At 71.5% G+C, this 24,171-nt stretch carries 18 protein-coding genes; 5 read left to right on the top strand and 13 right to left on the bottom strand.

Annotation, left to right across the window (positions count from 1 at the left end; all coding sequences use genetic code 11):
- Positions 1-67 precede the first annotated feature (67 nt).
- Positions 68-529 carry a GNAT family N-acetyltransferase gene (locus tag ON27_RS08870; protein WP_043722368.1) on the top strand — a complete coding sequence of 154 codons (462 nt, stop codon included), beginning with the start codon at positions 68-70 and terminating at the stop codon, positions 527-529.
- Positions 530-535: 6 nt separating this feature from the next.
- Here ON27_RS08870 and ON27_RS08865 read toward each other — a convergent pair whose 3' ends face one another.
- The 3 genes from ON27_RS08865 to ON27_RS08855 form a co-directional block, all read right to left on the bottom strand.
- On the bottom strand, positions 536-1,252 hold the full coding sequence (locus tag ON27_RS08865) for a hypothetical protein (protein WP_043722309.1): 717 nt from the start codon (positions 1,250-1,252) through the stop codon (positions 536-538).
- Positions 1,249-1,827 carry a GNAT family N-acetyltransferase gene (locus ON27_RS08860; protein WP_051046367.1) on the bottom strand — a complete coding sequence of 193 codons (579 nt, stop codon included), beginning with the start codon at positions 1,825-1,827 and terminating at the stop codon, positions 1,249-1,251. The genes ON27_RS08865 and ON27_RS08860 overlap by 4 nt, the downstream gene beginning before the upstream one ends.
- Before the next feature lie 106 nt (positions 1,828-1,933).
- Positions 1,934-2,335 carry a hypothetical protein gene (locus ON27_RS08855; RefSeq protein WP_043722307.1) on the bottom strand — a complete coding sequence of 134 codons (402 nt, stop codon included), beginning with the start codon at positions 2,333-2,335 and terminating at the stop codon, positions 1,934-1,936.
- Positions 2,336-2,464: 129 nt separating this feature from the next.
- On the opposite strand from ON27_RS08855, the gene ON27_RS08850 reads away from it, so the two are divergent.
- A complete protein-coding gene (locus tag ON27_RS08850) occupies positions 2,465-3,283 on the top strand; it encodes a helix-turn-helix domain-containing protein (RefSeq protein ID WP_043722306.1) in 819 nt (272 codons plus the stop codon).
- A gap of 7 nt (positions 3,284-3,290) precedes the next feature.
- Here the strand turns inward: ON27_RS08850 and ON27_RS08845 are convergent, their stop codons facing one another.
- The 7 genes from ON27_RS08845 to cobC all read right to left on the bottom strand — a co-directional run bounded on the left by ON27_RS08845 (position 3,291) and on the right by cobC (position 18,594).
- Complete coding sequence (locus ON27_RS08845) at positions 3,291-10,529, bottom strand: non-ribosomal peptide synthetase (RefSeq protein WP_063711292.1); 7,239 nt, start codon at positions 10,527-10,529, stop codon at positions 3,291-3,293.
- Positions 10,530-10,706: 177 nt separating this feature from the next.
- A complete protein-coding gene (locus ON27_RS08840) occupies positions 10,707-13,178 on the bottom strand; it encodes an FAD-dependent monooxygenase (protein ID WP_043722303.1) in 2,472 nt (823 codons plus the stop codon).
- 309 nt (positions 13,179-13,487) lie between these two features.
- Entirely contained in the window at positions 13,488-14,669 is a 1,182-nt protein-coding gene (locus tag ON27_RS08835) for a bifunctional RNase H/acid phosphatase (RefSeq protein WP_043722301.1), read from the bottom strand.
- Between the two features lie 34 nt (positions 14,670-14,703).
- A complete protein-coding gene (locus ON27_RS08830; protein ID WP_043722361.1) occupies positions 14,704-15,441 on the bottom strand; it encodes a zinc ribbon domain-containing protein in 738 nt (245 codons plus the stop codon).
- A gap of 73 nt (positions 15,442-15,514) precedes the next feature.
- Positions 15,515-16,159, bottom strand: coding sequence for a hypothetical protein (locus ON27_RS08825; protein ID WP_043722300.1), 645 nt, complete (start codon positions 16,157-16,159; stop codon positions 15,515-15,517).
- A 136-nt stretch (positions 16,160-16,295) separates the two neighbouring features.
- Positions 16,296-17,417: a Nif3-like dinuclear metal center hexameric protein gene (locus ON27_RS08820; RefSeq protein WP_043722360.1), complete on the bottom strand. Its 1,122-nt coding sequence runs from the start codon at positions 17,415-17,417 to the stop codon at positions 16,296-16,298.
- A 136-nt stretch (positions 17,418-17,553) separates the two neighbouring features.
- A complete protein-coding gene (cobC, locus tag ON27_RS08815; protein WP_043722297.1) occupies positions 17,554-18,594 on the bottom strand; it encodes an Rv2231c family histidinol phosphate aminotransferase CobC in 1,041 nt (346 codons plus the stop codon).
- Between the two features lie 44 nt (positions 18,595-18,638).
- Here cobC and ON27_RS08810 point away from each other — a divergent pair, with 44 nt between their 5' ends.
- Together ON27_RS08810 and ON27_RS08805 are read left to right on the top strand one after the other, a co-directional pair.
- Positions 18,639-19,160 carry a low molecular weight protein-tyrosine-phosphatase gene (locus ON27_RS08810; protein WP_051046365.1) on the top strand — a complete coding sequence of 174 codons (522 nt, stop codon included), beginning with the start codon at positions 18,639-18,641 and terminating at the stop codon, positions 19,158-19,160.
- Complete coding sequence (locus tag ON27_RS08805; protein ID WP_043722294.1) at positions 19,160-20,062, top strand: SURF1 family cytochrome oxidase biogenesis protein; 903 nt, start codon at positions 19,160-19,162, stop codon at positions 20,060-20,062. Before ON27_RS08810 ends, ON27_RS08805 begins: the two co-directional genes overlap by 1 nt.
- A 219-nt stretch (positions 20,063-20,281) precedes the next feature.
- Here the strand turns inward: ON27_RS08805 and ON27_RS08800 are convergent, their stop codons facing one another.
- Positions 20,282-21,199, bottom strand: a complete 918-nt coding sequence (locus tag ON27_RS08800; protein WP_043722291.1) for a cobalamin biosynthesis protein — start codon at positions 21,197-21,199, stop codon at positions 20,282-20,284.
- 149 nt (positions 21,200-21,348) lie between these two features.
- Between ON27_RS08800 and sigJ the strand changes: the two genes are divergently transcribed.
- Positions 21,349-22,308 (top strand): RNA polymerase sigma factor SigJ, encoded by a 960-nt coding sequence (gene sigJ / locus ON27_RS08795; protein ID WP_043722289.1) that lies wholly within the window; start codon positions 21,349-21,351, stop codon positions 22,306-22,308.
- Here sigJ and ald read toward each other — a convergent pair whose 3' ends face one another.
- On the bottom strand, positions 22,309-23,418 hold the full coding sequence (gene ald, locus ON27_RS08790) for an alanine dehydrogenase (RefSeq protein ID WP_043722285.1): 1,110 nt from the start codon (positions 23,416-23,418) through the stop codon (positions 22,309-22,311). It abuts the gene before it with no gap.
- 125 nt (positions 23,419-23,543) lie between these two features.
- Positions 23,544-24,171: MBL fold metallo-hydrolase (locus tag ON27_RS08785; protein ID WP_043722282.1), on the bottom strand; the 628-nt coding region annotated here is incomplete at its 5' end.

The following is a 24,171-nucleotide window of genomic DNA, read 5'->3' as shown; positions in this document are numbered from 1 at the left end:
GCGACGAGCCGCCGACTGAGACCGTCTCGAGTCGACGGACCGGGCCGATGCTGTCACGATGGCGCGGATGATTGTGAGGCTTGCGCGCGAGGACGACCTCGCCGGTTTCGTCGAACTGGCGGGGCAGGTCGAGCACTGGTTCGGTGCGGCCGCCGACGACGCCGGATTCCGTGCCGCGGTGTTGCGGCATGTCCAGCGGGGTACCGCCCTCGTCGCCCGTTCCGCGGGAGCCGAGGTGCTCGGCGGCCTCATGTTCGGCGCGAAGCCGCCGGTGTACCGGGTGCACTGGCTGGTGGTCGCGGAGCAGGCGCGCGGGCACGGCATCGGCCGGGCGTTGACCACCGACGCGATCCGCCGGTACGTGCTCGGCCCCGGCACGCTCGAGGCGATAACCTTCGGGCCCGATCACCCCGGCGCTGCGTCGAGCGGCGCGCGGGCGTTCTACCAGAACTTGGGGTTCCAGCCCGCCGAGGAAGCGGCCGCCGGGCCGGACGGCGGTTCCCGGCAGGTCTACCGACGTCGCGTATGACGCCGGTCAGCGGCCACGGAACGCGCGCCAGAGGATGAACGCGAGAACCGAGGCGGGTATCGCGGCGAGGACGGGTTTGTCGCGGAGCGCTTCCAACAGTGTGCGGCCCGGGCGGCTCACCGGCCCGGGAACTCCCGACGCGCCCCGTTCGGCCGCGGCGGCGGAGTCCGCCTGCACTTGTTCGGCGCGCTCGGTGGCGCGGCGCACGGACTCCGCGATCGGCGTGTCGTGCCAGCTGTCGTCCGCGGCCGACGGGCGCGCGGATTCCGATTCCACCCGTGCCGCCGCAGTCGCGGTATCGACCGGCTTCGCGGCGGTCGTCTCCGGGAATTGCGCCGAACTCACCGTCTCCGGCTCCCCACCCGCGGCACTGCCCGGCTTCGCAGCCGCAGCCTCCGGGAATTGCGCCGAACTCACCATCTCCGGCTCCCCACCCGCGGCACTGCCCGGCTTCGCAGCCGCAGCCTCCGGGAATTGCGCCGAACTCACCATCTCCGGCTCCCCACCCGCGGCACTGCCCGGCTTCGCAGCCGGGCCGGGGTCGGGCCGCGCTTCGGCGTTGCTCGCCTCGGCAGGCGCGTCCGTCGTGCCCCGTGCCGCGCCCGGCTCGGCGTCCCCGTTCGCTCCAGCGGCCGTGCCGTGGGACGGCCGCATCGCATCGGAGAAGTCCGGAGTGCCCGTTGCGTCGTCGGTCCCCTTGTCCGCGGGTTTGCGATCGTTCATCGCTGTCTCCTGTCCTCGGCGTCGCGATGCGGGACGGATGTCTCGGATGCCGTCGAGGCCCGGATACCCGGGGGATGGGTGGGCAAACCGGGCTCGGGCGGCCGCCACTCCATCTCGAATTCCTGCCGTGGGTCGCCCGGGGCGATGGGCCCGCTCACCCCGGTCCGCACGAAGCCGTTGCGTAGGTAGAGCCGCTCGGCGAAGGAGTTGTGCTCGGCGAACTCCAAACGCACCACCCGATGCCCGCCCGCCACCGCCCAGTCGAGCACCGCGCGGACCAGGCGGTCCGACACCCCGGTTCCCCGCGCCCCCGGCGCCACCCACATCGAGATCAGGTGCACGCCACCGCGTTCGGAGTCGATCATGCCAGCGACCGTGCCCACCTCGGTACCGCTCGAGCAGGCCAGGAATTGCGCTCGATCCGACAGGGCGTGCCGCCAGTCGCTCTCCGTGCGGCTGTGCGCCTCGGCCGGAGTGGCGCCGAAGAACTGCGGCGCGTCGGTCAGCGCCGCGAGGCGGACGCGCCGGAACACCGCCCAGTCGTCGGGGAGGAGCAATCTGATCTCAGGGTCCATCCGGGTTTCTCTACGCGGTCGGCGGCGGCGGGCGCAACGGATTTCCGTCGCGTCGTCGAGGCCGCGGACCGGAGTCCCGGCACCCCGCCGTTCTCGAAGCGTTCGGTCATCCGAGCCCGCGCAGCCCGGCGCATTCCAGCCCGGCGAAGACCGCGACGACGGCAGCGCCGACGAGTACGAACGCCACGCCGAGACCGGTCAGGGCGAGCACACCCGAGCCGGCCAGTCCGAGCATGCCCACGGCCGATACCGCGTTGACGGCGACCACCGCCCGCGCGTGACGTGCGGAGATCGCCGGTCGCCCGGCGATCGACAGCAACGCGACCGCGCCGCCGAGCATGACGAGACCGAATGCGATGCTCCAGCCGACGGGCAGCCCGAGCGGATCGCGCAGCGGTCCGGCTCCGGCGAGCAGCGCACCGCCGAAGACGCCGGTGCTCCAGCCGTCCACGCGCAGCGCCGAGCGCAAGAACGCGGCACTGCCGGGGGCCTGTGTCGTGGTGCTCATCGGTACTCCTGTCGGTCGATCCGCGGGAGCCGATCGGCCCGCGGCACCCACCCTGACGGCCGGAATGCGGCGGCTCAATAACCTCGGAGGTCATGGCCGCGCCGCGCGACCGGGTGCTTAGCTGGTCGCGTGACATCAGTGCGGAACCGGTCGAGAGCGGGCAGCCTGCTGCGCGAATGGCGGCAACGGCGCAGGCTGAGCCAGCTGGACCTGGCGCTGGCGGCGGACACCTCCGCGCGGCACCTGTCGTATGTGGAAACCGGCCGGGCCGCGCCGAGCCGCGCGATGGTGCTGCGGCTGTGCGACACGCTGGAAGTGCCGCTGCGCGAACGCAACACCCTGCTGGTGGCGGCCGGTTTCGCGCCCGCGTACCGGGAGAGCAGCCTCGACGACGCCCATCTGGCCTCGGTCCGCGCCGCGCTGGACACCATGCTGACCGCGCACGAACCCTACCCGGCCGTGGTCGTCGATCGGCTGTGGAACGTGGTGGCTGGCAACGCGGCGATGAGCGTGCTGATGGACGGCGTACCCGAGCACCTGCGGACGCCACGACCCAACGTGTACCGGTTGGTGCTGCACCCGGAGGGGCTCTCGGCCCGCCTGGCCAACCTCGCCCAGGTGCGCGAACTATTCCTGGGACGGCTGAGCAGACAGGTCAGCGCGAGCGGGGACATAGAACTGGCGGCGCTGCAGGAGGAGGTGTCCCGCTACCCCGACCCACCGCGGACGGCCGCCGGGGAAGCGGAGGACGGCGCGGCGCCGAGCCCGTTCGAGGTGCCGATCCGCATCCGCACCCCGGCGGGCGAGCTGTCGATGTTCAGCACGATGGCCACGTTCGGCGCTCCGGCCGACGTCACCTTGTCCGAACTGGCCATCGAATTGTTCTACCCCTTGGACGAGTTCACCGCGGCCGCGCTGCGTGGGGCGGCGGCCGCGGCGAAGGCGTGAACGGACCTCAGGCGTCCAGCATGGATTCGTCCCACTCCCGGTCCAGGTCCGGGTCGGCGGCCGAGAGCACCTCGTCCAGCCGCAGCCCCAGTTCCCCGATGTTGGGCTCGGTCATCATGTTCAAGTGGTCGCCCGGCACGTCGATCACGGTGAACCGGCGCGCCGCGTACTGTTTCCAGCCGTTGTCGGCGCTGTCGAACATGCTGCCGACGGTCTGGTGCGCCAGGTCGACGCCCGGCGGCAGTCCCTCGGTGGCGCGCAGCAGCGTGATGTCGAACTCGTACGGCTCGAGCTTGTAGTCCAGCATCGCGGAGTAGTTGGCGAAGAACACCTCGTAGAGCCGCCGGATCGCCTGCGGCGAGCTGTCGGCGGGCAGGATGCCCGACCGCACCGACTCCTCCAGCATCGCCGCGAACAACTCCTCGGAATTGTGCAAGTCGGGCGCGAAATCGACCAGCGCGGACCGGCTTCCCCGCGCGTACCACAACAGTTCGAGGAAGAACCACCGGATGAGTTTCTCCTCCGGGATCGGCGTCCGCGTGCGTTCGCGCAGCGCCATCGTGTCCAGCAGCGTCACGCTGGACACCTCGTGCTCGGGGAGGCTGCGGGCCATCTCCAAGGCGACGTAGCCGCCGAACGACCAGCCCGCCAGGTGATACGGACCGACCGGATGCACCCGCCGCACCGCCTCCAGATACGACTCGGTCATCGCGGGGATGGACTTCTCCGGCGCGCTGCCCGCGTCCGCGCCCGCCGCCTGCAACCCGTACACCGGGCGGTCCGGGTCCAGGTGCCGCGCGAGAGCCAGGTAGCACAGCACGTTGCCGCCGATCGGGTGCACGAGGAACAGCGGTGGCTTGGCGCCGCCGACGCTGATCGGCACCAGCGGGTCGAACGTGCGCTGGACCTCGCCCGCCCGCACCAGCGTGGCGAGCCCGGCGGCGGTGGGCGCGCCGATGAACGCGTCCAGCGGCACCTCGACTCCCCACCGGCGCGACAGTGCCATCACCACGCGCATCGCACCGATCGAGGTGCCGCCCGCGGCGAAGAAGTCGTCGTCCACCCCGATCGCGCGCAACCCCGCGTACTCGGCCAGCAGACCGACCGCCGACCGCTCGTACTCGTCGGCCGGTTCCCGCCGCGCCGCCACCGAATCCGTGGCGTCCTCCCCGTAGGCGCGCAGCATGGCGTCGTCGCGTTTGCCACTGGGCGTGCGGGGCAGTTCGTCGAGCCAGACGAACCGCGACGGCACCATGTGCGCGGGCAGCACCGAGCGCAGGGCGTGCCGCAGCGCGGCGAGGTCGGTCTGTTCGGCCGCTCCGACCAGGAACGCGATCAGCGAACCGTCGATACCGCCGAAGCCGCGCGCCACCACGGCGGCCTCGGTGATACCGGGGAACTGGTCGACCAACCCGAGAATGCACAGCTCCACCTCCGCGGGCTCCACCCGGAAGCCGCGGATCTTGACCTGGCTGTCGCTGCGGCCGAGGCAGACGATGTCGCCGGAGAACAGCCGGACACCGAGGTCACCGGTGCGGTAGCGGATCCCGCCGGCGTGCGTGGCGACGAACCGCTGTGCGGTGAGCGCGGGCCTGCCCTCGTAACCGCGGGCGATGCTGCGGCCGCCGAGATAGATCTCGCCGATCACGCCGTCCGGTACCGGGCGCAGCGCGCTGTCGAGCAGCTCCACGGTGTCACCGTCGACGGCGCGGCCGATGGGCGGCAGGGCGGGGAACTCGTCGGCCGGGCCGGTCAGCGTGAACTTGGTCGCGACGTGGGTTTCGGTGGGGCCGTACTGGTTCTCCAGCACCAGGCCCGGAACCACCTTGCACAGCGCGCGGATCTCGTCGGTGATGCGCAGCTGTTCACCGGAGGAGATCAGGACCTTCAGTTCGGTCGGGAACATCCGCCGCGCCACGGCGGCCTCAGCGAACGCCTGCAAGGCCACGTACGGCAGGAACAGCCGTTCGATGCCCTCCTCCACCACCGTGTTCAGCAGTTGCTCGACATTCGAGCGCAGGTCGGCCGCGCTCACCCGCAGGGTGGACCCGGCCGCGAGGGTGGTGAAGATCTCTTGGAACGACACGTCGAAACTCAACGGCGCCAATTGCAGCGTGCTCAGCAGCCCGGTACCGGTGGCCGCGCGGTTCTGCCAGTCCACCAGGGAGGTCAGGCCGCGGTGCGGCATCGCGACGCCCTTGGGCTCGCCGGTCGACCCGGAGGTGAACAGCACATAGGCCACCGCGTCGGGCGAGATGTACTCGGGCAGGGCCACGTCCACGTCGGGCAGGGAGTTGTCGAAGAGGGCGGCGGTGTCCAGGACCAAGGCGGCGTCGTCCACGATGTCGCGATAGGCGGCGTCGGCGATCACCCGGTGCGGACGGGCCCGCTCGATCATCGAGTTCAGCCGGGCCCGCGGGTAGCTCACATCCAGTGGAACGCAGGCGGCCCCGATCCTGGTCAGCGCGAGCACCAGCAGCACCAGTTGCGGACGACGCCCCATCAGGATGCCGACCCGGTCCCCCGGCGACACCCCGAGTCCGACCAGGCGGCGGGCCAGCCGATCGGAGCGTTCGATCAGCTCGTCGTAGGTGACCGTTTCCTCGTCACCGGCCAGGGCGACGCGGGCGGGGTTGAGCGCGGCGGCCTCGGCCACCAGCGTGCCCACGTCACGGGCGGTGGCCGGGCCGACGCCTCGGTCGATCGCCGTGTCGGGGTCGGCGACGATGCCCGCCAGCATGCGCAGCTGCGTGAGCGCCACCGTCTCGCACTGCTCGGCGGTCAGCGTGTGGTCGCCGTCGACCCGCAGCCACATCCGTCCGTCGCGCGGGTCGGTCGCCGCGGTCACCAGCAGCTGGAAGTTGGTCTCCTCGCGGGCGTCGAAGTCCAGCAGGCGCACGCCGTCCAGCACCAGCATGGGCTGGAAGACGTGATAGTTGACGAAATTGAACGCCGTCTCGAAGACCGGCCCGCCGTCGGCGAGGATCGAGCGCAGCGGGTAGCGGCGGAACGGATAGGCCTCCCGTTCCCGGCGCGCGATCTGCTCGACCGCCGCCCGCCAGGTGGTCGCCGTGCTGTCCAACCGGATCGGCAGCGTGTTGAGGAACAACCCCGCCACCCGCTCGGCGCCCGCACGGTCCGGGCGACCGTGGCTCACCACGCCGGTGGTGACGTCCGTGCGCCCGGTGAGCGCCCGCAGCGCCAGGCAGTGCGCGGCCAGGTAGACCGATTTCTCCGGGACCTGGTGGCGCGCGGCGAATGCCGAGACCCGTTCGGCCAGCCCGCGGGGCACCAGCGCCCGCGCTCGCGGCACACCGGCGACCACCGGCTGGTGCACGCCGAGCGCGGTGAGCGCGGTCGGTTCGGCCCCGGCTAGAGCGGTCAGCCAGTATGCGCGGGCCGCGGTGTCGTGCGCGGCGCCCTGCTCGGCCCGCGCGTACTCGGCGAGCACGGTGGCCGGGTGCGGCGTGGCCTCGATCCGGGTCCGGGTCATGCCGAGGTGATTCAGGTAGTCCAGCAGCAGTTCCAGCACCGAGGTGGCGACGCTCCAACCGTCCAGGATGGCGTGATGGAAGCTCAGTACCAGGTCGACCGTGGCGACCGGGTCCTGCGGACCGTGGCGGACGAACACCCGCATGGCGAACAGCGCGGCGACCGAGATGTCGTAGTGGGCCTGCGTGCGCTCCTGGAGGTAGATCTCGATCAGGTCCTCGCCGTCCGCCTCGTCCATCTCGCCGAGGTCGACGATTTCCAGCTCGTAGGGCGGCGCGACGTGCACGACCTGGAGCGGAACGGAATACCTGCTCAGCTCGAACGACGAGCGCAGCGCGGGCTGGCGGCGCACCAGCCGATCCACGGCCTCCCGGAATCGCGATGCGTCCCAAGGTACTTCGAGTCGATATCGGAACGCGTCCTTATAGGTGACCGAGTCGGCGCGCTCGATGCTGTGATACAGCATGCCCAGTTGCAGCGCCGTGGCCGGGAACGCGTCCTCGACCCGGTGCAGGGCGGCGCGGTCGATCAGCGGCACCGTCTCCAGGGCGGTCCCGATGTGCGCGCGATCGCCGTGACCGCTGTCGCGCACCACACGGGCCAGCTCGGCGATGGTCGGGGCCTGGTAGAAGGCGTCCACGTCGAAGTAGAGCCCGGCGCGTTCGGCGGCGGTGCGCACGGCCAGCGCGAGGATGGAATCGCCGCCGTGGGTGAAGAAGTTGTCGTGCACGCCGATCGACTCGACGCCCAGCACCGTGCGCCAGACCCGCGCGAGCCGGATCTCGACGTCGGTGCGCGGCTCGCCGCCGCCCGTGACCGGCTCGGCGCCGTGGCCGAGGACGAGTTGCGCGGCGAGCGCGCGGCGATCCAGCTTCCCGTTGCGGGTCAGCGGGATCCGGTCCACCCGGATCAGCCGGGACGGCACCATGTAGCGGGGCAGCGTGGCCGCGAGCCGCTCGGCGATCTCCTCGCCGGAGACGTCCGCCCCGACGAAGTAGCCGACCAGTTGCACGCCGTGCGCCTCGGAGACCTCGTCCACCACGGCCGCCGCACGCACCCCGGCGCAGCCGAGCATGGCGTTGTGCACCTCGCCCAGCGTGACCCGGTTGCCGCGGATCTTCACCTGGTCGTCGAAGCGGCCGAGGTACTCGAGGTTCCCGTCCGGTAGCCACCGCGCCAGGTCGCCGGTGCGGTACCGGCGGCGTCCTGGCACCGCGCGATCGTCCACGAACGCCGCGGCGGTCAGCTCGGGCCTGCCTCGGTAGCCACGCGCCACGCCCACGCCCGCGATGTTCAGTTCCCCCGGCACACCGACCGGCACGCGGCGGCCGGTGTCGTCGAGCACGAGCAGATCGATGTTGTCGATGGGGCGGCCGATCGGCACCACGTCGAGCGAGTCGCCGGCCGGGCAGTCGAAATAGGACACGTCCACGGTGGCCTCGGTCGGGCCGTAGAGATTCACCAGCTGCGGCGCTGTGGCCCCGGCCGCGGTGAAGACCGCGTGGAACCGGCGCACCAGCGCCGGTGGTAGCGCCTCGCCGCTGCAGAACACCCGCCGCACGCAGGCGATCCGCGCGACCGTCGCCGGATCGGCCGCCAGCTCGTCGACGAAGGCGGCCAGCATGGACGGCACGAAATGCAGCACGGTGACGCCGTGCGCGGCGATCGCCTCGGCGATGCGGCGCGGATCGCGCTCCCCGCCCGGTTCCAGCAGCGCCACCCGGGCGCCGGTGATCGCCCACCAGAACAGTTCCCACACCGACACGTCGAAGGTGACCGGTGTCTTTTGCAGGATCACGTCCGTGGCGTGCAGCGGGTAGCGCCGTTGCATCCAGGTCAGGCGGTTCACCACCGATCGGTGCTCGATCATCACGCCTTTGGGCACGCCCGTGGAGCCGGAGGTGTAGATGAGATAGCTGAGATCCGCCGGGTGCGAGACGTTCTCGACACCTCGGGCCGCCCGGATGTCGGCCACCGTGATCCGGGTGACGCCCAATTTGTCGAAGACGGCTCGATGTCGCGGCCCGGCCGCGACGAAACGCGCTCCGCAGTCGGCGAGCACGGTCTCGATGCGGGCGGCCGGGAAATCCGGGTCCAGCGGCACGTACGCGCAGCCCGCGCGCAGCACGCCGAAGATCGCGATCAGCATCTCCGTCGAGCGGTGCAGCACCACCGGGACGCATTCGTTGCCGGTCGCGCCCAGCGCGCGCAGTTCGGCGGCGAAGCCGTCGGCCAGCGCCGACAGTTCGCCGTAGCGCAGCGGCCGCTCCCCCGAACCGGCGACCGGTTCGATCGCGACTCGTTCCGGATGCGCGGCGGATGCCTCGGCGAACAGCCGGTCGATCGTGGTGTAGGGGAACTCTTCTCGCGGACCGCATTCGAACGCCGCGATGGCGGCCAGTTCCCGCGCGGACATCAGCGGCAACGCCGAGATCGGCGCTGTGGGCCGGTCCAGCGCCGCGACCAGCAGCGCGCCGATGCCGCGCACGACCGATTCGAACGGGAAGTTCGCGTCGAAGACGTCCCGGTCGTAGTAGAGCTGGAGATTCAGCGAACCGTCGCGGGCGTGCTCGACACCGAGGATGTTCAGCGCCTCGAGCACCGTGCCCGGATTCACGATGTCGAGGGTGCCGAGGATCTTGTCCAGGTGATCCGAGGGCGGCATCTTGATGTAGGAGTACGCCACGTCGAACAGTGGCGGCGCCGTGGGATCACTGCTGAGCGCACGGGCCAGGTCACCGTACGGGAAACGCTCGTAGCGCTTGAGTTCGCGGATCTGCGCGGCCACCTCGGTCGCGACCGCCGACAGCGGCTGGGCCGGGTCCACCCGGATGCGCAGGGGCACCACGTTCGTCCGGTGACCGGAGGTGCGGAAGGTCTCCGCGCTGTGCCGGTTGAGCATCGGGACCCCGACCACCACCTCCTCGGAGCGGTGGATGGTGGTCAGGTACGCGGCCAGCGCCGAGACGGTGAACGCGAAGACGGAGAAGCCGGTGGCCCGGATCCGGTCGAGGAAGGCGGGTTCCACGACCACGCGCCTGCGTCCCCGGTTGACGTTCGGAGTGCTCGCACGGCCGGAGAACAGCGCGGGGAGCACGCCTTCGAAACGGCGCACCAGCGCGTCCCGATCCGCCACCCACTGCGGCGAGGAGAGGTATTCCTCGTGCTCGGCGGCGATCTTGCGGTAGGTGGCCGCGCTGCGGTCGGTCTGCTCGGTCGCCGGGTCGGGTTCGGCGAGCGCCTCCAGCGGCAGGTCCGTGCGGCTGTAGTTGTCCACCAGCGCGCTCCACAGCGCGTTCACGCCCCAGCCGTCGATCATCGCGTGGTGCATCGCCACGTAGAGATGGAAGTGGTCGGGGCCGTCGACCAGCGCGGCGATCCGGAACGGCTGCCGCGGCGGGGACGGCGTCACATTGGCCCGGTTCACCCAGTCCCGCCGCGCCGCGGCGGGGTCGGAGGCCCAGCTGAGATCGACCAGTTCGACCTCCGGTAGCTCGTCGGACACCCACTGCCAGAAGCGGCCTTCGGAGAATTCGAACCGCAGCCGCAGGGCGTCGTCACCGAGCAGCGCCCTCCGCACCACCGCCCGCAACCTGGCCATGTCGAAAGGCTCGTCCAGGAACGCGCAGTAGGCGTTCCTGGTGACCGGCGACGGGGCGTACCGGTAGGCGACCGACAACACGTCTCGCTGATACGCGCTGACCGGCCAGGCCTCGGGAGGTCTTTCGGAAGTAGCACTCGGTTCGGATGTCACAGTCACTCCTATCGCGACAGTCGCGGCACCGGCCGTGCGCGGATCTAACCAAGCCCACCCTGATCGCTGACACGCAAAGCTGCTACCACACTTATCCAGTTATCGATATCGCGAATCACGGCATCGGCTCTGCCGATGCCGCGACTCTGCTGTTGTATCGCGGTGTATGCGGGCCGGTCAGCAAGCCGACAGCAGCGCGCACACGCTTTCGTCGGCCAGACGATCGGCTCGCTCGCGCGAGACCGCGGGCTCGACGTAGCCGATGTTGAAGGACAGCTCGTTGTGCGTCGCGTTGGCGGTGGCCATGATGAAACCGCTGACGGACATGCCGGAGACGAACTGCGCGCCCTCCAGCTGCCACGAGCCGAGCTTGTCCGGGAACGGGTAGCTGCCCAGGTAGGTCATGCAGAGATGGCCCGGACCGCGGGTATCCATGAGTTTTACCGTGGACGCGCTGGCGGCCACCGATTTCGGCGCGGCCACCTTCAGCAGGTTCAGCGCGGACAGGTGATCGCGCCGATCCATCCGCGCGCCGTACTCGCGCTCGATCTCGGCGGCGATCTCCCACAGCGAAGCCCACGGCGCGTACTTCGCCGGGGTGGCGATCATGCCCTGGTAGGTGCCGACCTCGGTGTCGGCGGCGGCGCCGTCGAGATGGTCACGGAAATTGACCGAGCTGCCGACGGTGTACCAGGTGGCCTTCTCGGTGCCCGCTTCCCTGGCCGCCGCGATCAGCAGCGCCGCCGACAGCGCCGCCTGCAGGCCGACGCCGTGACGGGCGCACCCCGCCGTGAGCGCGTCGAGCCGATCGGCGTCGAGGCTGCGGTGCACGACCCGGCTGCGCCGCCGCGCGGGCGGCGCCAGCGAGGTGGGCTCCAGCCTGCGCGGCTTGCGCAGCTGCGACTTCTGGTCGCGCAGGAACGAACCCGCGGTGCGCAGCGCGCCGCCCGCGCCTTGGAAACGCGGCGGGAACAGCTCCTCCGGCCCCGGCCGAACCGGCGCGGGCGCGAAGTCGCCCGCTTCCCCGGCGGCCACTTGGAGCACCTGCTTGGCCACCGACAGCGCGCTCTCTCCATCGGCGATGGCGTAGTGCAGCGTGATGATCAGTTCGTTCGTGCCGTCGGTCTCCTTGATCAGCACCGCTCGGGCCAGCGGGCCGGTGCGCCAGTCGAACGGCTCGCGCAACTCCACCTCGTCGGCTTCGGCCAGCCAGTTCGTGCTGTCCTCGGATTCGATCACGCGCAGCGGAATCGGCGCCTGGACCGGTACGAAACGCGGTGCGGTGCCGTCCGGTTCGGCGGCGACCGCGACCCGCAGCAGTGGATGCCGGCGCTGCACCTCGTCCAAACCCGCGCGGATCTGCTCGACCTCGACGTGTCCGCGCACACGCACCCGCGACAGGATGTGCAGCGGCGCGAGCTGATCGGCGATCCAATGCCAGCGCTCGACCGGGGACAGCGGGCGCGGCAGCCGGGCGGTCGGACCGTCCGGCGGTGGGAAGGACATCGGCTTGCCGAGTTCGCGCAGGAAGAATTCGGTGGGCGCGTGCCGGAAATAGGTGTCGCGCACCCGTACCAGTCGTGGGTCGGTGGTCTGCTCGATCTTGGCCAGCGAGGCCGACCCGTTGACGAACATGGCGGTGCGGTCGGCGCGCAACTTCTCGTAACGGCGCAGGCCCGCGACCGGATCCAGGCTGTTGCGCAGCACACTCGCCAGCACCACCGCGTCCTCGATGGCCGCGTTGGCGCCCTGGCCGAGGCTGGGCAGCATCGGGTGCGCCGCGTCGCCGAGCAGCGTCACCCGGCCGCGGCCCCACTGCGCGAGCGGCGGGCGGTCCTGCGCGGGCACGGCCAGGATCGCCGATTCGTCGGTCTGCTCGATACAGGCGCGCACCTCCGGGGCCCAGTCGGCGTACAGGCGCAGCAGGTCCTCTTTACCGCCCTGCCAATTCGCGGCCTCCTCGGCGGGCAGCGTCTTGGTGCCCCACCAGTACACCCGGCCGTGGCCGATGTCGTGGATGCCGAAACGCATTCCGGTGCCCCAGAAGTGCGCCGACAATCCGCGCGCGACATTGGGATGCTCGAACGGGATACAGGCCAGCCAGCACACGAAATCGCCAGGTCGCGGCTCGGCGCGACCGTGCAGTTGGGCGCGCACCACCGAGTGGATGCCGTCGGCGGCGACGAGCAGATCGCCTTCGGCGATCCGGCCGTCGGCGAACTCGACGCGCACGTGCTCGCCGTCGTCCACGAAACGAGTGGCTTGCGCGCCGACGAAAGTCGGTGTGTCGCCGATCGCGCGCAGCAGCACGTCGTGCAGGTCGGTGCGGTGCAGCGCCACGGCGGGGGCGCCGAGCTGGGCGTCGAGGCGGTGCACCGGAAGCACCCGGATCGGGCTGCCGTCGGGGTTGCAGAACCGGAAGGTCTCGACCCGGCCGCCGCGTTCGAGTAATTGCTCTTCGATGCCGAGGCCGAGGGTGCGCAACGCGTTGATTCCGTTGGCCTGCACCGAAAGTCCGAAGCCCTGAGCCCGCAGCTCCGGACCGGCTTCGTATAGTTCGACGCCGAAACCCGCATGCCGCAGGGCGGCCGCGGTAGTGAGCCCTCCGATCCCCGCCCCGAGAACGACAACCTTGATCGGACTGCTCATCGAACCTGCACTCTCATCGGACCACTCGACGGCACAAGCGCTTCCGACGACGCGGCCTGCGGGCGCCGCTGCCCGCGCGTCATCGTCCCGCGAACAGCACTGACCGAGGACGTGCGCCGACCCCGACCAGGCAGGCCGGTAGGACGCCTGTGCCTGACCGTCCGGAAGCCTACCGCTACTGGGCGCGCAAGGCAGAGTTGAAGTGAGATTCACCGCATCGCGCGAATGTGAAACGCAAATGTGTTGCAATGGGGCATAATTCGCGATCCGCGCACACCGTTCGCCCTCGATACCGGCCCGGAGGCGCGCTCAGAGGTAGGACGTGTCGTTCACCAGACGCACCGACGACCCGCCGTCGGGATAGAACTCCGCTATCGATAGCGACGCCAGATCCAGATGCAACCGGTACAGCAGCGCGGGACCGACATCTAGGGCCAGCCGCAGCAGCGTCTTGATCGGGGTGACATGACTGACCACCACCAGGTTCGCGCCCGGATACCGCTCGACCAGGTCGCGCCGCACCGCGTCCACCCGCCGCTCGACCTCCGCGAAGCTTTCCCCGCCGGGCGCGGCGACGGTGGGGTCACCGATCCAGCGCGCGTGCAGGCCGGTGTCGCGCTGCGCGGCCTCCGAAAAGGTCAGCCCCTCCCACTCGCCGAAGTCGGTCTCGATCAACCCGTCGTCGACCTCGACCGGAACCCCGAGAGCGGCGGCCGCCGCCTCGGCGGTCTCCCTGGCCCGGCCGAGCGGAGAGCTGACCACGGCGGCGATGTCGCCCTTGGCGGCGAGCATCTTCGCGGCGCGAGCGGCCTGCTCCCGGCCCAGTGAGGTGAGCGGCGGATTACCGCGGCCGGAATAGCGGCGCTGCACCGACAACTCGGTCTGCCCGTGACGAAGCAGCAGCAGCCGGGTGGGACGACCGACGGCGCCGGTCCAGCCCGGGCTGTACTGCGCGGGCTTCGGCTGCGCGGCGGCGTCCCTGACCTCATCGATCCAGCTCGGCAGAGCGCGCTCGGTCACCGCGAGGGCCGGATCGGCGGCCTCGGCCGACCGCGTGTCCGCGGCGGCCCGGCCCTGCCCCGCGCCCTCGTCCATGGCCTCGTTCGCCAAGCGGTCGGCGGCGGCGTTTTCCGCGCGGGGAATCCAGGTGTAGGTCACCCGTGCGAACCCGTCGGCGAGCCTGCGGGCGCGGTCGGCCAGCGGGATCAGGGCCGCGTGCTTGATCTTCCAGCGACCGGACATCTGCTCGACGACCAGCTTGGAATCCATCCGCGCCACGACCGACTCGGCGCCCAGCTCCGCGGCCGCCTCCAATCCGGCGATCAGTCCGCGATATTCGGCGACGTTGTTGGTCGCGACGCCGAGGAACTCCCGGCGCTCGGCGAGCACCCGGACGTGGTCGGCGTCGTAGACCACCGCTCCGTATCCGGCCGGACCGGGATTGCCCCGAGAGCCGCCGTCGGCTTCGACGATCACTTCGGGAAAGCTCATCGCCGGGCTTCCCCGGCGCCCGGTCGCGGCGAGTTCACAGCCCCGATTCCTTGGTCCGGACCAGGATCGCGCCGCACTCGGGACAGCGCACCACCACGTCCGGCGCGGTCTTGGCGATGCGCGCGATCTCACCGCGATCGAGCTCGATGCGGCACGCGCCGCAGCGACGAGCCTGCAACAGCGCGGCGCCCACGCCGTGTTGCTGCCGCTGGCGGTCATAGATGGCGAGCAGTTCGCCGGGCAGTTTCGCCACCACGAGGGCGCGATCGTCGTCGCAGCGGGTCTGCGCCACGTCCAGATCCGCCAGCGCCTCGTCGCGCTGCCGCTGCGCGGCCGCGAGTTCGTCCTCGGTCTTGCTCAAGCGGGCGCCCGCGTGCTCGTGGTCGGCGGCGGAGGCCTCACGCCGCTCCATCACCTCGAGCAGTTCGTCCTCCAGGACCGAGCGGCGGCGCTCCAGACTGCCCAGCTCGTGCTGGATCTCCGAAAGCTGTTTCGCGTTCACCGTTCCCGCGGTGAGCATGCTCTTGTCGCGATCCTCGCGCTTGCGCACCGCCTCGACCTCGCCCTCCAGCTTGCGGATGTCGCGATCGAGGTCGTCCAGCACGATCTCCACCGCCACCGCGGCGTCTTTGTGCGCGTTGCGCTCGGCCTCCAGCCGGGCCACCTCCTGCTGCTCGGGCAGCACGGTGCGCCGGTGCGCGATCCGAGTCAGCTCGGCGTCGACGGAGGCCAGCCGCAGCAGCTCGGCCTGGATCGTGGGTTCGACATTCAACGCGGACAAACTCCTGGACGGGGTGGACGGGACTGGTGTTCAACCGTACCCCGCCGGAACCGGCGGACCCGCGTCAGCCGCCGACGGGACGGGTTTTGATGGCGTCCCGGGAGATGTAGACGTCGTATTCCCCGGGGACAGCGATCACCGCGTTGCCGTAGGCGGAGCGCACGAACGGCTGGGTCCACCAGCGGCCCTCGCGCATGTCGGCGAAGAAGTCGCGGTCGCCGTCGTTGAGGAAGATCTGGTTCTGCGTGGTCGCGACGCCGTCGAGGCGCTGGCCGTACAGGCGGCTGATCCGGTAGCCGGAGTGGAAGCCCAGGGCGTTCACCCACGGTTCCAGCTCGACGATGCCCGATTGCAGCACCCACATGTCGCCCTCGACCCGGTAGGTCGCGCGCTGTTCGGGGTGGTCGTCGTCGCCGTACAGGGTGAGATCGACGTCGAGCTGGTGTTCCTGGCCCGGCACCGGCTTGGCCACCACATGGGCCGCCTTGATCTCGCCGGTCAGTCCGAGATACGTCTGCAGCAGCGTCGCGATCCACAGCAACACCGCCGCCACCAGCAACAACGCGAGTCCGCCCGTCCCGCGCGCGAGCAGCGGCCGCATCCCGGACCGGCGCGCGGCGATCAGGCCGGAGACGATCAGCGCCACACCGACGACCAGCAGCAGGATCAGCCCGATCTGCACGAGCCCGAAATCAACCGGGAAGTTCATGCGGTAGTTGTACCCCGCGCGAACTACACGATTCACCCGAAACGCCCATCACGTTCCGGCGCGACGCGGACACGCCCCGACACGCCGTCGCCAGTTCGGCGCGGGGACAACGGCATCGGCCGCGGACCCGCCGCCCTCAGCTGGACGCGCGCACCGTCCACGGGTCGGTGCGCAACGTGGACACCCTGGTCTCCAAGCCGGGCAGGGCGTTTCGGACCAGCGCTTCCGCCTGCGCGCACCAAGGGAATTCGGTCGCCCAGTGCGCGGCGTCGACCAGCGCGGGACCGCCCGCGCGCAGGTGCTCGTCGACCGGATGGTGGCGCAGATCGGAGGTGACGTACACGTCGACGCCGAGCTTGGTCGCCTTGTTCAAGTAGGAGTCGCCCGCTCCCCCGCACACCGCGACGGTGTAGACACTGCGATCCGGGTCCCCGGCGGCGCGGACGCCCCAGGCGGTGTGCGGCAGAGCGCGAGCCACGCGATCGGTGAACGCGCGCAACGATTCCGGTTCCGGCAGCGTGCCCACCCGGCCGATGCCGAGCGACGACGGCAACTGGGCGCGTTCGCTGATGTGGTACGCCGGTTCCTCGTAGGGATGGGCGGCGCGCAGCGCGGCGAGCACGGCCGAGCGCACCGCCGGCGGGGCGATCACCTCCACCCGGTCCTCTTCCACCTGCCGGAGTTCGCCCAGCGAGCCTTCCGCCGGAGTCGCGCCTTCCACCGGACGGAATTGCCCCGTCGCGGGTACCCGCAGCGCACAGTCGCAATAGGCCCCGCTCCCGCCCGCGCCCGCGGCGAAAAGCGCGGCCAGCACGGCATCGGTGTGCGTGCGAGGTACCTGGACCACCCAGTTGTCCACGGCGGACTCGGGTTTGGCGTCCAGCGGACCGGTCACCGTGAGACCGAGGGCCGCGGCGAGCGCGTCGGAGACGCCGGGCGCGGCGGAATCGGCGTTGGTGTGCGCGGTGAACAGCGCGCAGCCGGAACGGATCAACCGGTGCAGCAGCGCGCCTTTCGGCGTGCTCGCCGCGACGGTGTCGACGCCGCGCAGCAGCAGCGGGTGGTGCACGACCAGGGCCTGCGCGCGCCAGTCGATCGCCTCGTCCACCACCGCCGCGGTCGCGTCGACCGCGAACAGCACCCTGGTCAGCTCCTCGTCGGGGTCACCGCAGACCAGGCCGACCGAGTCCCACGACTCGGCCAGCGCGGGCGGGTAGGCCGCGTCGAGCGCCCCGATGAGATCCGCGAGCGTGGTCATCGTCCACCTTTCTTCACGTCGCTGCCGCACTGCCGCACCGAGTTCGTTCCCGGACCGGTGCGGGTTCGAGGATTCGCCCACCGCCCGAGCGCACGGCATCGGATACACCACCGCGGCAGGCGGCCCGAGGGTGCGCTCACCGTGCGTCCACCGACCGGATCGCGGCGACCAGCCGATCGACCTCCTCGGCGGCACGGACCGCGACGCGCAGATGATCCGGGCCCAGACCGGGGAAGGTGTCCGCGCGACGGACCGCGATGCCCTCGACGGCCAGATGCTTGCGCAGCAATTCGCCGTCCGCCACGCGCAGCAGCAGGAACGGGCCTTCCGCCGGGGTGTGGACCTCGACGCCGACGCCGCTCAGTCGCTCGATCATCGCGGAGCGCCGCGCGGCGAGCGTCTCGGCGCGGCGTCCGGCCTCGGCGACGGCCGCCGGGCCGGCGGTGGCGGTGATCGCCTCCAACTGCAGGGTGCCCAGGGGCCAGTGCGGCCGCCCGTGGTCGAGCCGGGCGAGAACCTCGGGCGCTCCCAGGAAGTAGCCGCAGCGCAACCCGGCCAGCGCCCAGGTCTTGGTGAGGCTGCGCAGCACGAGCAGGTCGGGCGCGGTGTCGGCGGCGAGGGATTCCGGTTCGCCCGCCACCGCGTCGGCGAAGGCTTCGTCGACCACGATGAGGCGGCCGGGCCTGCGCAAGGCGCGGATGGCGTCGGCCGGGTGCAGCACCGAGGTCGGGTTGGTGGGGTTCCCGAGCACCACCAGGTCGGCGTCGGCGGGCACGGCGGCGGGGTCGAGCCGGTAGGGCGGCTCCAGCAGCACCCTCGTCACGGGGACGCCGGCTTCCCGCAGCGCCAGTTCGGGCTCGGTGAACGACGGGTGCAGCACCGCGGCCGATCGCGGCGCGAGGCGCGGCAGCATCGCGAATCCTTCCGCGGCGCCCGCCAGCAGCAACACCTCACCCGGCGCGCGGCCGTGCCGGGTCGCGACCGCACGGCGGGCGGCTTCGGCGTCCGCGGCGCTCGGATAGCGGCCCAGATCCGTCAGCCGAGCGGCCAGACGCCGCCGCAGCCACTCCGGCGGCGCGATCCCTTGGACGTTCACCGCGAAATCGAGCATGCCCGGACGCGCGTCCACGTCGCCGTGGTGGCGCAGTTTCGCGCGATCGACGGTGTGCTCGGCCACGAGACCACACCCTACGTGGCGCTCCCGTGGCAGGACCGGCCAGAATGGCAGGCGTGGGTCAGCTGCACGTCTCATTCGTCTGTACCGGCAACATCTGCCGCTCTCCGATGGCGGAAAAGATCTTCGCGTCGCACCTGTACCGGGCCGGACTGGCCAATCGGGTACGGGTCAGCAGCGCGGGCACCGGATCGTGGCACGTCGGCGCCGACGCCGACCCGCGCACCAGCGCGACCCTGCGCAAGTACGGGTACCCCACCGGGCACATCGCCGCCGTGTTCGGCGCCGAGCACAGCGAAGCGGACCTGGTGATCGCCTTGGACCGCTCGCACCAGCGCGACCTGGCCCGACTGGGCGTCCCGGTCGAGCGGCTGCGTCTGCTGCGCGCCTTCGACCCCGACGCCGACGGCCAGGACGTGGCCGACCCCTACTACGGCGACGCCGCCGACTTCGAACTCGTGCGCGCTCAGATCGAGGCCGCCGTGCCCGGCCTGCTCGACTGGGTGCGCGCCGAACTGGCTGCCGCCGAACCGCCCGATCCGCGCCTACTCGCCGACGAGCGATCGTGATGCGCAGACTCGCCTTCCTGCTGCGCCCCAGCTGGCTGATCCTGGCGGTGCTGGTCGCAGCCTTCGCCTACCTGTGTTTCACCGTGCTCGCGCCCTGGCAGCTCGGCAAGAACACGGCCACCTCGCATCGCAACGAACTGATCGCCGACTCGGTGCGGGCCGAGGCCGTCGACGTCACCACCGTGCTCGCCGAAGCGGCCGGCGGCACGCCCACCGAGTGGCGGCGCGTCATTGCCTCCGGTAGTTACGTCCCGGACTCGACGGTGCTGGTCCGGCTGCGCCACCTCGACGGCGCTCCGGGGTACGCGGTGCTGGCCGCCTTCCGGTTGGACGACGGCCGGGTGCTGCTGGTGGACCGCGGGCTGGTGGCGGCGGTCGACGGCACGCGCCCGCCGCGGATCCCCGAGCCACCCGCCGGGCCGCAGCGCATCGAGGCCCGCGTCCGGATGTCCGAAGGCGTCGCGCCCGGCAAGGACCCGAGCGTCCAGGACGGCTACCGCCAGGTGTACTCCATCGACACCACCCAGGAGTCGGCGGTCCTCAACCAGCCGCTGACCTCCCTGCCGACCGGCGACCGGGGCGGCTACCTGCAGCTCAGCGAGAACCAACCGGGCGCGTTCACCCCCACTCCTCTGCCCCGGCTCGACGCGGGCCCCTACCTGTCCTACGGCCTCCAGTGGCTCGCCTTCGGCATCATGGCGCCGCTGGGCCTCGGCTACTTCGTCTACGCCGAGATCCGGGAACGAAGGAAGGAAAAAGCCGCCGCCGCGCAACCCGGCGCCACAACGCCACCTCCCGCGCCGACCGAGTCCGAGCCCACCCCGGCGGCCACGCCATCCCCGCCCGCCGCACCGACCACCGAAGCTCGCCTGGCCGACCGCTACGGCCGCGGTCGCGGCTGACCCCGGCCCGGCCCGCGGCGCGGCGGTCACAGCTGATCCGGCACACAGGCCGCCGCCACCCTGCGACCTCGGCCGCAGCTGACCTCCCCCTCGCAGCGACGAGGCCGCAGCCCGGCCCCTGCCACGGCTGCTCCCGTGCGGCTTCGTGGCTGCGGACCGCTCTCGCTCGTAATCCGGCCGGGCGTGCGAGCGCCCGGAGATCATGGGCCGCGCGATACCTCAGCGCTTGGTCGCGGCGACAGCGGCGGCCAGCAGGGTGGCGGCGAGTTGCACGGCCTCGGAGAGGCGGACCGCGCGGCGCAGGTCGTGCACGGTAGGAGCCGGGCCGTCGCCGAGGACGGGCCGCAGTTCCACGCCGTGCGGATACTGTGTGCGGCCGCCGAGTCGAACGCCCAGCGCACCGGCCATCGCCGCTTCGACGACTCCTGCATTGGGGCTGGGATGCTCGGCGGCGTCCCGTCGCCAAGCGCCGAGAGCCGCCGCGGGCCGTCCGCCGATCGTGGGCGCGAGTGCGGCGGTGAGCAAACCGGTGAGGCGCGCCGGAATCAGATTGGCCACGTCGTCCACCCGCGCGGCGGCCCAGCCGAAACGCCGGTAACGCTCGTTGCGGTAGCCGATCATCGCGTCGAGCGTGTTGACCGCGCGATAGCCGAGCAGACCCGGTACGCCCGCCACGGCGCCCCAGACCACCGGCGCAACTGCCGCGTCGGAGGTGTTCTCGGCGACGGATTCCAGGGCGGCGCGGGCGAGTCCGTCGGCGTCGAGCGACTGTGGATCGCGACCGCACAGCGCGGGCAGCAGCGCGCGAGCACCGGCGAGGTCGCCGTCGGCCAACCGGTCGGCCATCGCGTGACCGGTCCGGGCCAAGCTGCGTCCACCCAGGACGGTCCAGGTCGCCACCGCGGTCGACACCACCCCGCCGCGCCGCACGGCCATGCCCAGACCGGCCACGGCGCCGACGGCCAGCGCCTCGTGCACCAGCCCGGCGGCGCGCCGGTCGGCGTAGGTCACCGATTCCAGAGCCGCGACCGCGGAGCCGAATCCGGCCACCGGATGCCATCGTCGCGGATCGCCGAACGCCCGGTCGAGCGCGAATCCGAGCAGCAGCCCTATCGCGGTGGAGGTTCCCTTCTGCACCCGGCGAGGCTATCGGGTGGGGCGAGCGGCCTCGCGCACACGCCTCACCGCTCGAACCCGTGTCACACTCTGTTCCCCTGCGTCGTCGACCTGGTGACGCACCATAGACTCGCCCCGGCGGGGGCCGAACGACGAACGGGCGAACAGAAGTGACCTCCCAGCAGCCTTCCCGCGAGCCCCTCGACCAAGCCGAGTTGGCCCGGCAGTTCGAGGAGCACCGGCCGTATCTGCGCAGGCTCGCCTACAGCACCTTGGGCAGTCTCAGCGACGCCGACGACGTGGTGCAGGAGGCGTGGTTGCGGTTGCAGCGCCAGCACGAGGCGGGCGCGGCCGGCGAGATCGACAACCTGCGCGCCTGGCTGTCCACCGTGACCGGCCGGCTCGCCCTCGACCACCTCGGTTCCGCGCGCGTACGCCGCGAACAGTACGTGGGCGAATGGCTGCCCGAGCCGGAGGTCACCACCTGGGACGACCCCGCCGACCGGATCACCCAGGACGAGCGGGTCACCACCGCGCTGCTGGTCGTGCTCGAGTCACTGTCACCGGCCGAGCGCACCGCGTTCGTGCTCCAGGACGTCTTCGGCATGAGCGGGCCGGAGGTCGCCGAAGTGGTCGGTCGCACGCCCGCCGCCGTCCGTCAGCTCGCCTCCCGGGCGCGCAAGCACGTCGAGAGCGGCACCCCGCGGTTCCCGGCCTCGCCCGACGAGCAGAAGAAAGTCGTCTCGGCCTTCGCGCTGGCCTGGCGCTCCGGCGATCTCAGCGCGCTGCTCGGCGTCCTGGACTCGAACGTGAGCCTCACCGCCGACGGCGGCGGCAAGGTGCCCGCGATCCGGCAGCCCGTGCACGGCGCCGAACTCGTGGCCAAACTACTGCTCGGCTGGTACCACGCGCCGTCCGCCGCGGGCGCCTGGGGTCGCGCGGTGCTGGTCAACGGCCAGCCCGGGCTGGTGGTCTTCGACGGCAGCCACGCGGGCGTCTTCTCCTTCACCGTCGACGACGGCCGCATCGTGGCCATCGACGTGGTCCGCAACCCGGACAAGCTGCACGACCTGCCCACCGGCGGCGAGCCCGACTGGTATCTGGGCGAGGGCCGCGACGAGCGGGAGTAGTCAGCCCGCGACGCCGAGCGGCCGCGAATATCCGTGCGCGGCGGCAACTTCCGCCGACAGCAGCCGTCCGGCGTCCGCGGTGAGCCCGTGCGCCAGATCGGGATGCGTGGCGCACGCCTCCTTCCAGCCGAGGTCGGCGATCGCGCGCACGTAGGGCAGGGTGGCGTTGGTCAGCGCGATCGTGGAGGTGTGCGGCACCGCCCCCGGCATGTTGGCGACGCAATAGAACAGCGCGTCCGCCACCCGGAAGGTGGGGTCGGCGTGCGTCGTCGGGTGCGCGGAGGCGAAGCAGCCGCCCTGGTCGATGGAGATGTCCACTAGCACCGCGCCGGGACGCATGCCCGCGACGAGGTCGTCGGTGACCAGTCTCGGCGCGCGCGCACCCGGGACCAGCACCGCGCCGATCACCAGGTCGGCCGAGAGCACCGCGCGCCGGATCTCCGCGGTGTTCGACGCGACGGTGGTGACCCGCCCGTCGAAGCGGGCGTCGAGTTCGCGCAACCGGTGCAGGTTGGTGTCGAGCACGCTGACGCGCGCGCCCATGCCCACCGCGACCGCTGCGGCGTTCGAGCCGGCGACGCCACCGCCGAGCACCACCACCTCCGCCGGGCGCACGCCGGGGACGCCGCCGGGCAGCAGTCCCGCGCCACCCAGCGGCGCCATCAGGTGATACGCGCCGACCTGGACGCCGAGTTTGCCCGCGATCTCGCTCATCGGGGCCAGCAGCGGCAGGGAGCCGTCGGCGGCGCGGACCATCTCGTAGGCGATGGCGGTGATCCCCGAGCGCAGCACGGCGTCGGTGCATTCGCGCGAGGCGGCCAAGTGCAGGAAGGTGAACAGCACCTGCCCGCTACGCAGTCGCGGATACTCCTGCGCGATCGGTTCCTTGACCTTCAGCACCAGCTCGGCTTCCCGCCACACTCGGTCGGCGTCCGGGACCAGACGCGCCCCCGCCGCGGCGAAGTCGGCATCGGGGAATCCCGATCCGATGCCCGCGCCCGCCTGCACCAGCACGTCGTGCCCGTGCCCGGCCAGTTCCCCGGCGCCGGCCGGAGTCAGGGCCACCCGGAATTCCTGCTCCTTGACCTCCCGTGGTACTCCGATCCTCATACCGCCATCGTGGACCCGCCACCGTGCCCGCGCCACGAGCGACGCGCCGGTCGCGCACGCCGACCACCCCGGCCCCCGCCCGGACGCCGGTTTCTCGGCACGTTGCCCAGTTGGGCACGCCGATCTCACACGGTGGCCGCGCGCCCCAAGGGAGGTATGCGCAGTTGGTCGGCGCGACCGGCGTAACGGAACTCCTGGCTCAGATAGTCGAGCGTCTCGCTGAAGTGGGCCCAGCCTTCGCCGTGCACCGCCACGATCACCGCGTCGCCGAGCGCTTCGGCGGCCTGCACGGCGGTGCGCGCGTTCAACGTGACGTCGGCCTCGATGAAGCGGCCGACGTTCGCGGCGCCCACGTTGAGCACGGCGACGTCGATCCGGCCGATCCGCTCGATGATGCGCCGCACGACGTCGACGGAGGCATTGTCGCCCGAGACGTACACCGTGGGCTCCCCCTCGGCCCGCAACACGAACCCGGTCACGACCCCGGTGATGGGTTCGCAGCCCTCGGGACCGTGCAGGGCGGGCACACCGGTGACCTGCACCCCGTGCACCGTCACGGTCTCCCAGTTCTCCAGTCCGCGCACTCCCTCGATGCGGGTCGCCGCACCGGGAGTGGACAGCACGGTCGGCACGGTCCGCAGGAATTCCCGGCCGGAGTTGTCCAGGTTGTCGGGGTGTTCGTCGTGCGACAGCAACACGACGTCCACCGGGCCGACCTCTTGCGGCGACACCGCGGGTCCGATGAGTTTGCGC

It is taken from the genome of Nocardia asiatica NBRC 100129, assembly GCF_000308415.1.
In the GTDB taxonomy this organism is placed as follows: Bacteria; Actinomycetota; Actinomycetes; order Mycobacteriales; family Mycobacteriaceae; genus Nocardia; species Nocardia asiatica.
Note: the sequence above shows the minus strand (reverse complement) of the source record. Positions and strands in the feature narration are given on the sequence as shown.

What these genes read in the sequence shown, in the direction of transcription:
- ON27_RS08870 (WP_043722368.1), top strand. Translation starts at nt 68, where the DNA reads ATGATTGTGAGGCTTGCGCGCGAGGACGACCTCGCCGGTTTCGTCGAA.
- ON27_RS08865 (WP_043722309.1), bottom strand. Translation starts at nt 1,252, where the DNA reads ATGAACGATCGCAAACCCGCGGACAAGGGGACCGACGACGCAACGGGC.
- ON27_RS08860 (WP_051046367.1), bottom strand. Translation starts at nt 1,827, where the DNA reads ATGGACCCTGAGATCAGATTGCTCCTCCCCGACGACTGGGCGGTGTTC.
- ON27_RS08855 (WP_043722307.1), bottom strand. Translation starts at nt 2,335, where the DNA reads ATGAGCACCACGACACAGGCCCCCGGCAGTGCCGCGTTCTTGCGCTCG.
- ON27_RS08840 (WP_043722303.1), bottom strand. Translation starts at nt 13,178, where the DNA reads ATGAGCAGTCCGATCAAGGTTGTCGTTCTCGGGGCGGGGATCGGAGGG.
- ON27_RS08835 (WP_043722301.1), bottom strand. Translation starts at nt 14,669, where the DNA reads ATGAGCTTTCCCGAAGTGATCGTCGAAGCCGACGGCGGCTCTCGGGGC.
- ON27_RS08825 (WP_043722300.1), bottom strand. Translation starts at nt 16,159, where the DNA reads ATGAACTTCCCGGTTGATTTCGGGCTCGTGCAGATCGGGCTGATCCTG.
- ON27_RS08820 (WP_043722360.1), bottom strand. Translation starts at nt 17,417, where the DNA reads ATGACCACGCTCGCGGATCTCATCGGGGCGCTCGACGCGGCCTACCCG.
- ON27_RS08810 (WP_051046365.1), top strand. Translation starts at nt 18,639, where the DNA reads ATGGCAGGCGTGGGTCAGCTGCACGTCTCATTCGTCTGTACCGGCAAC.
- ON27_RS08805 (WP_043722294.1), top strand. Translation starts at nt 19,160, where the DNA reads ATGCGCAGACTCGCCTTCCTGCTGCGCCCCAGCTGGCTGATCCTGGCG.
- ald (WP_043722285.1), bottom strand. Translation starts at nt 23,418, where the DNA reads ATGAGGATCGGAGTACCACGGGAGGTCAAGGAGCAGGAATTCCGGGTG.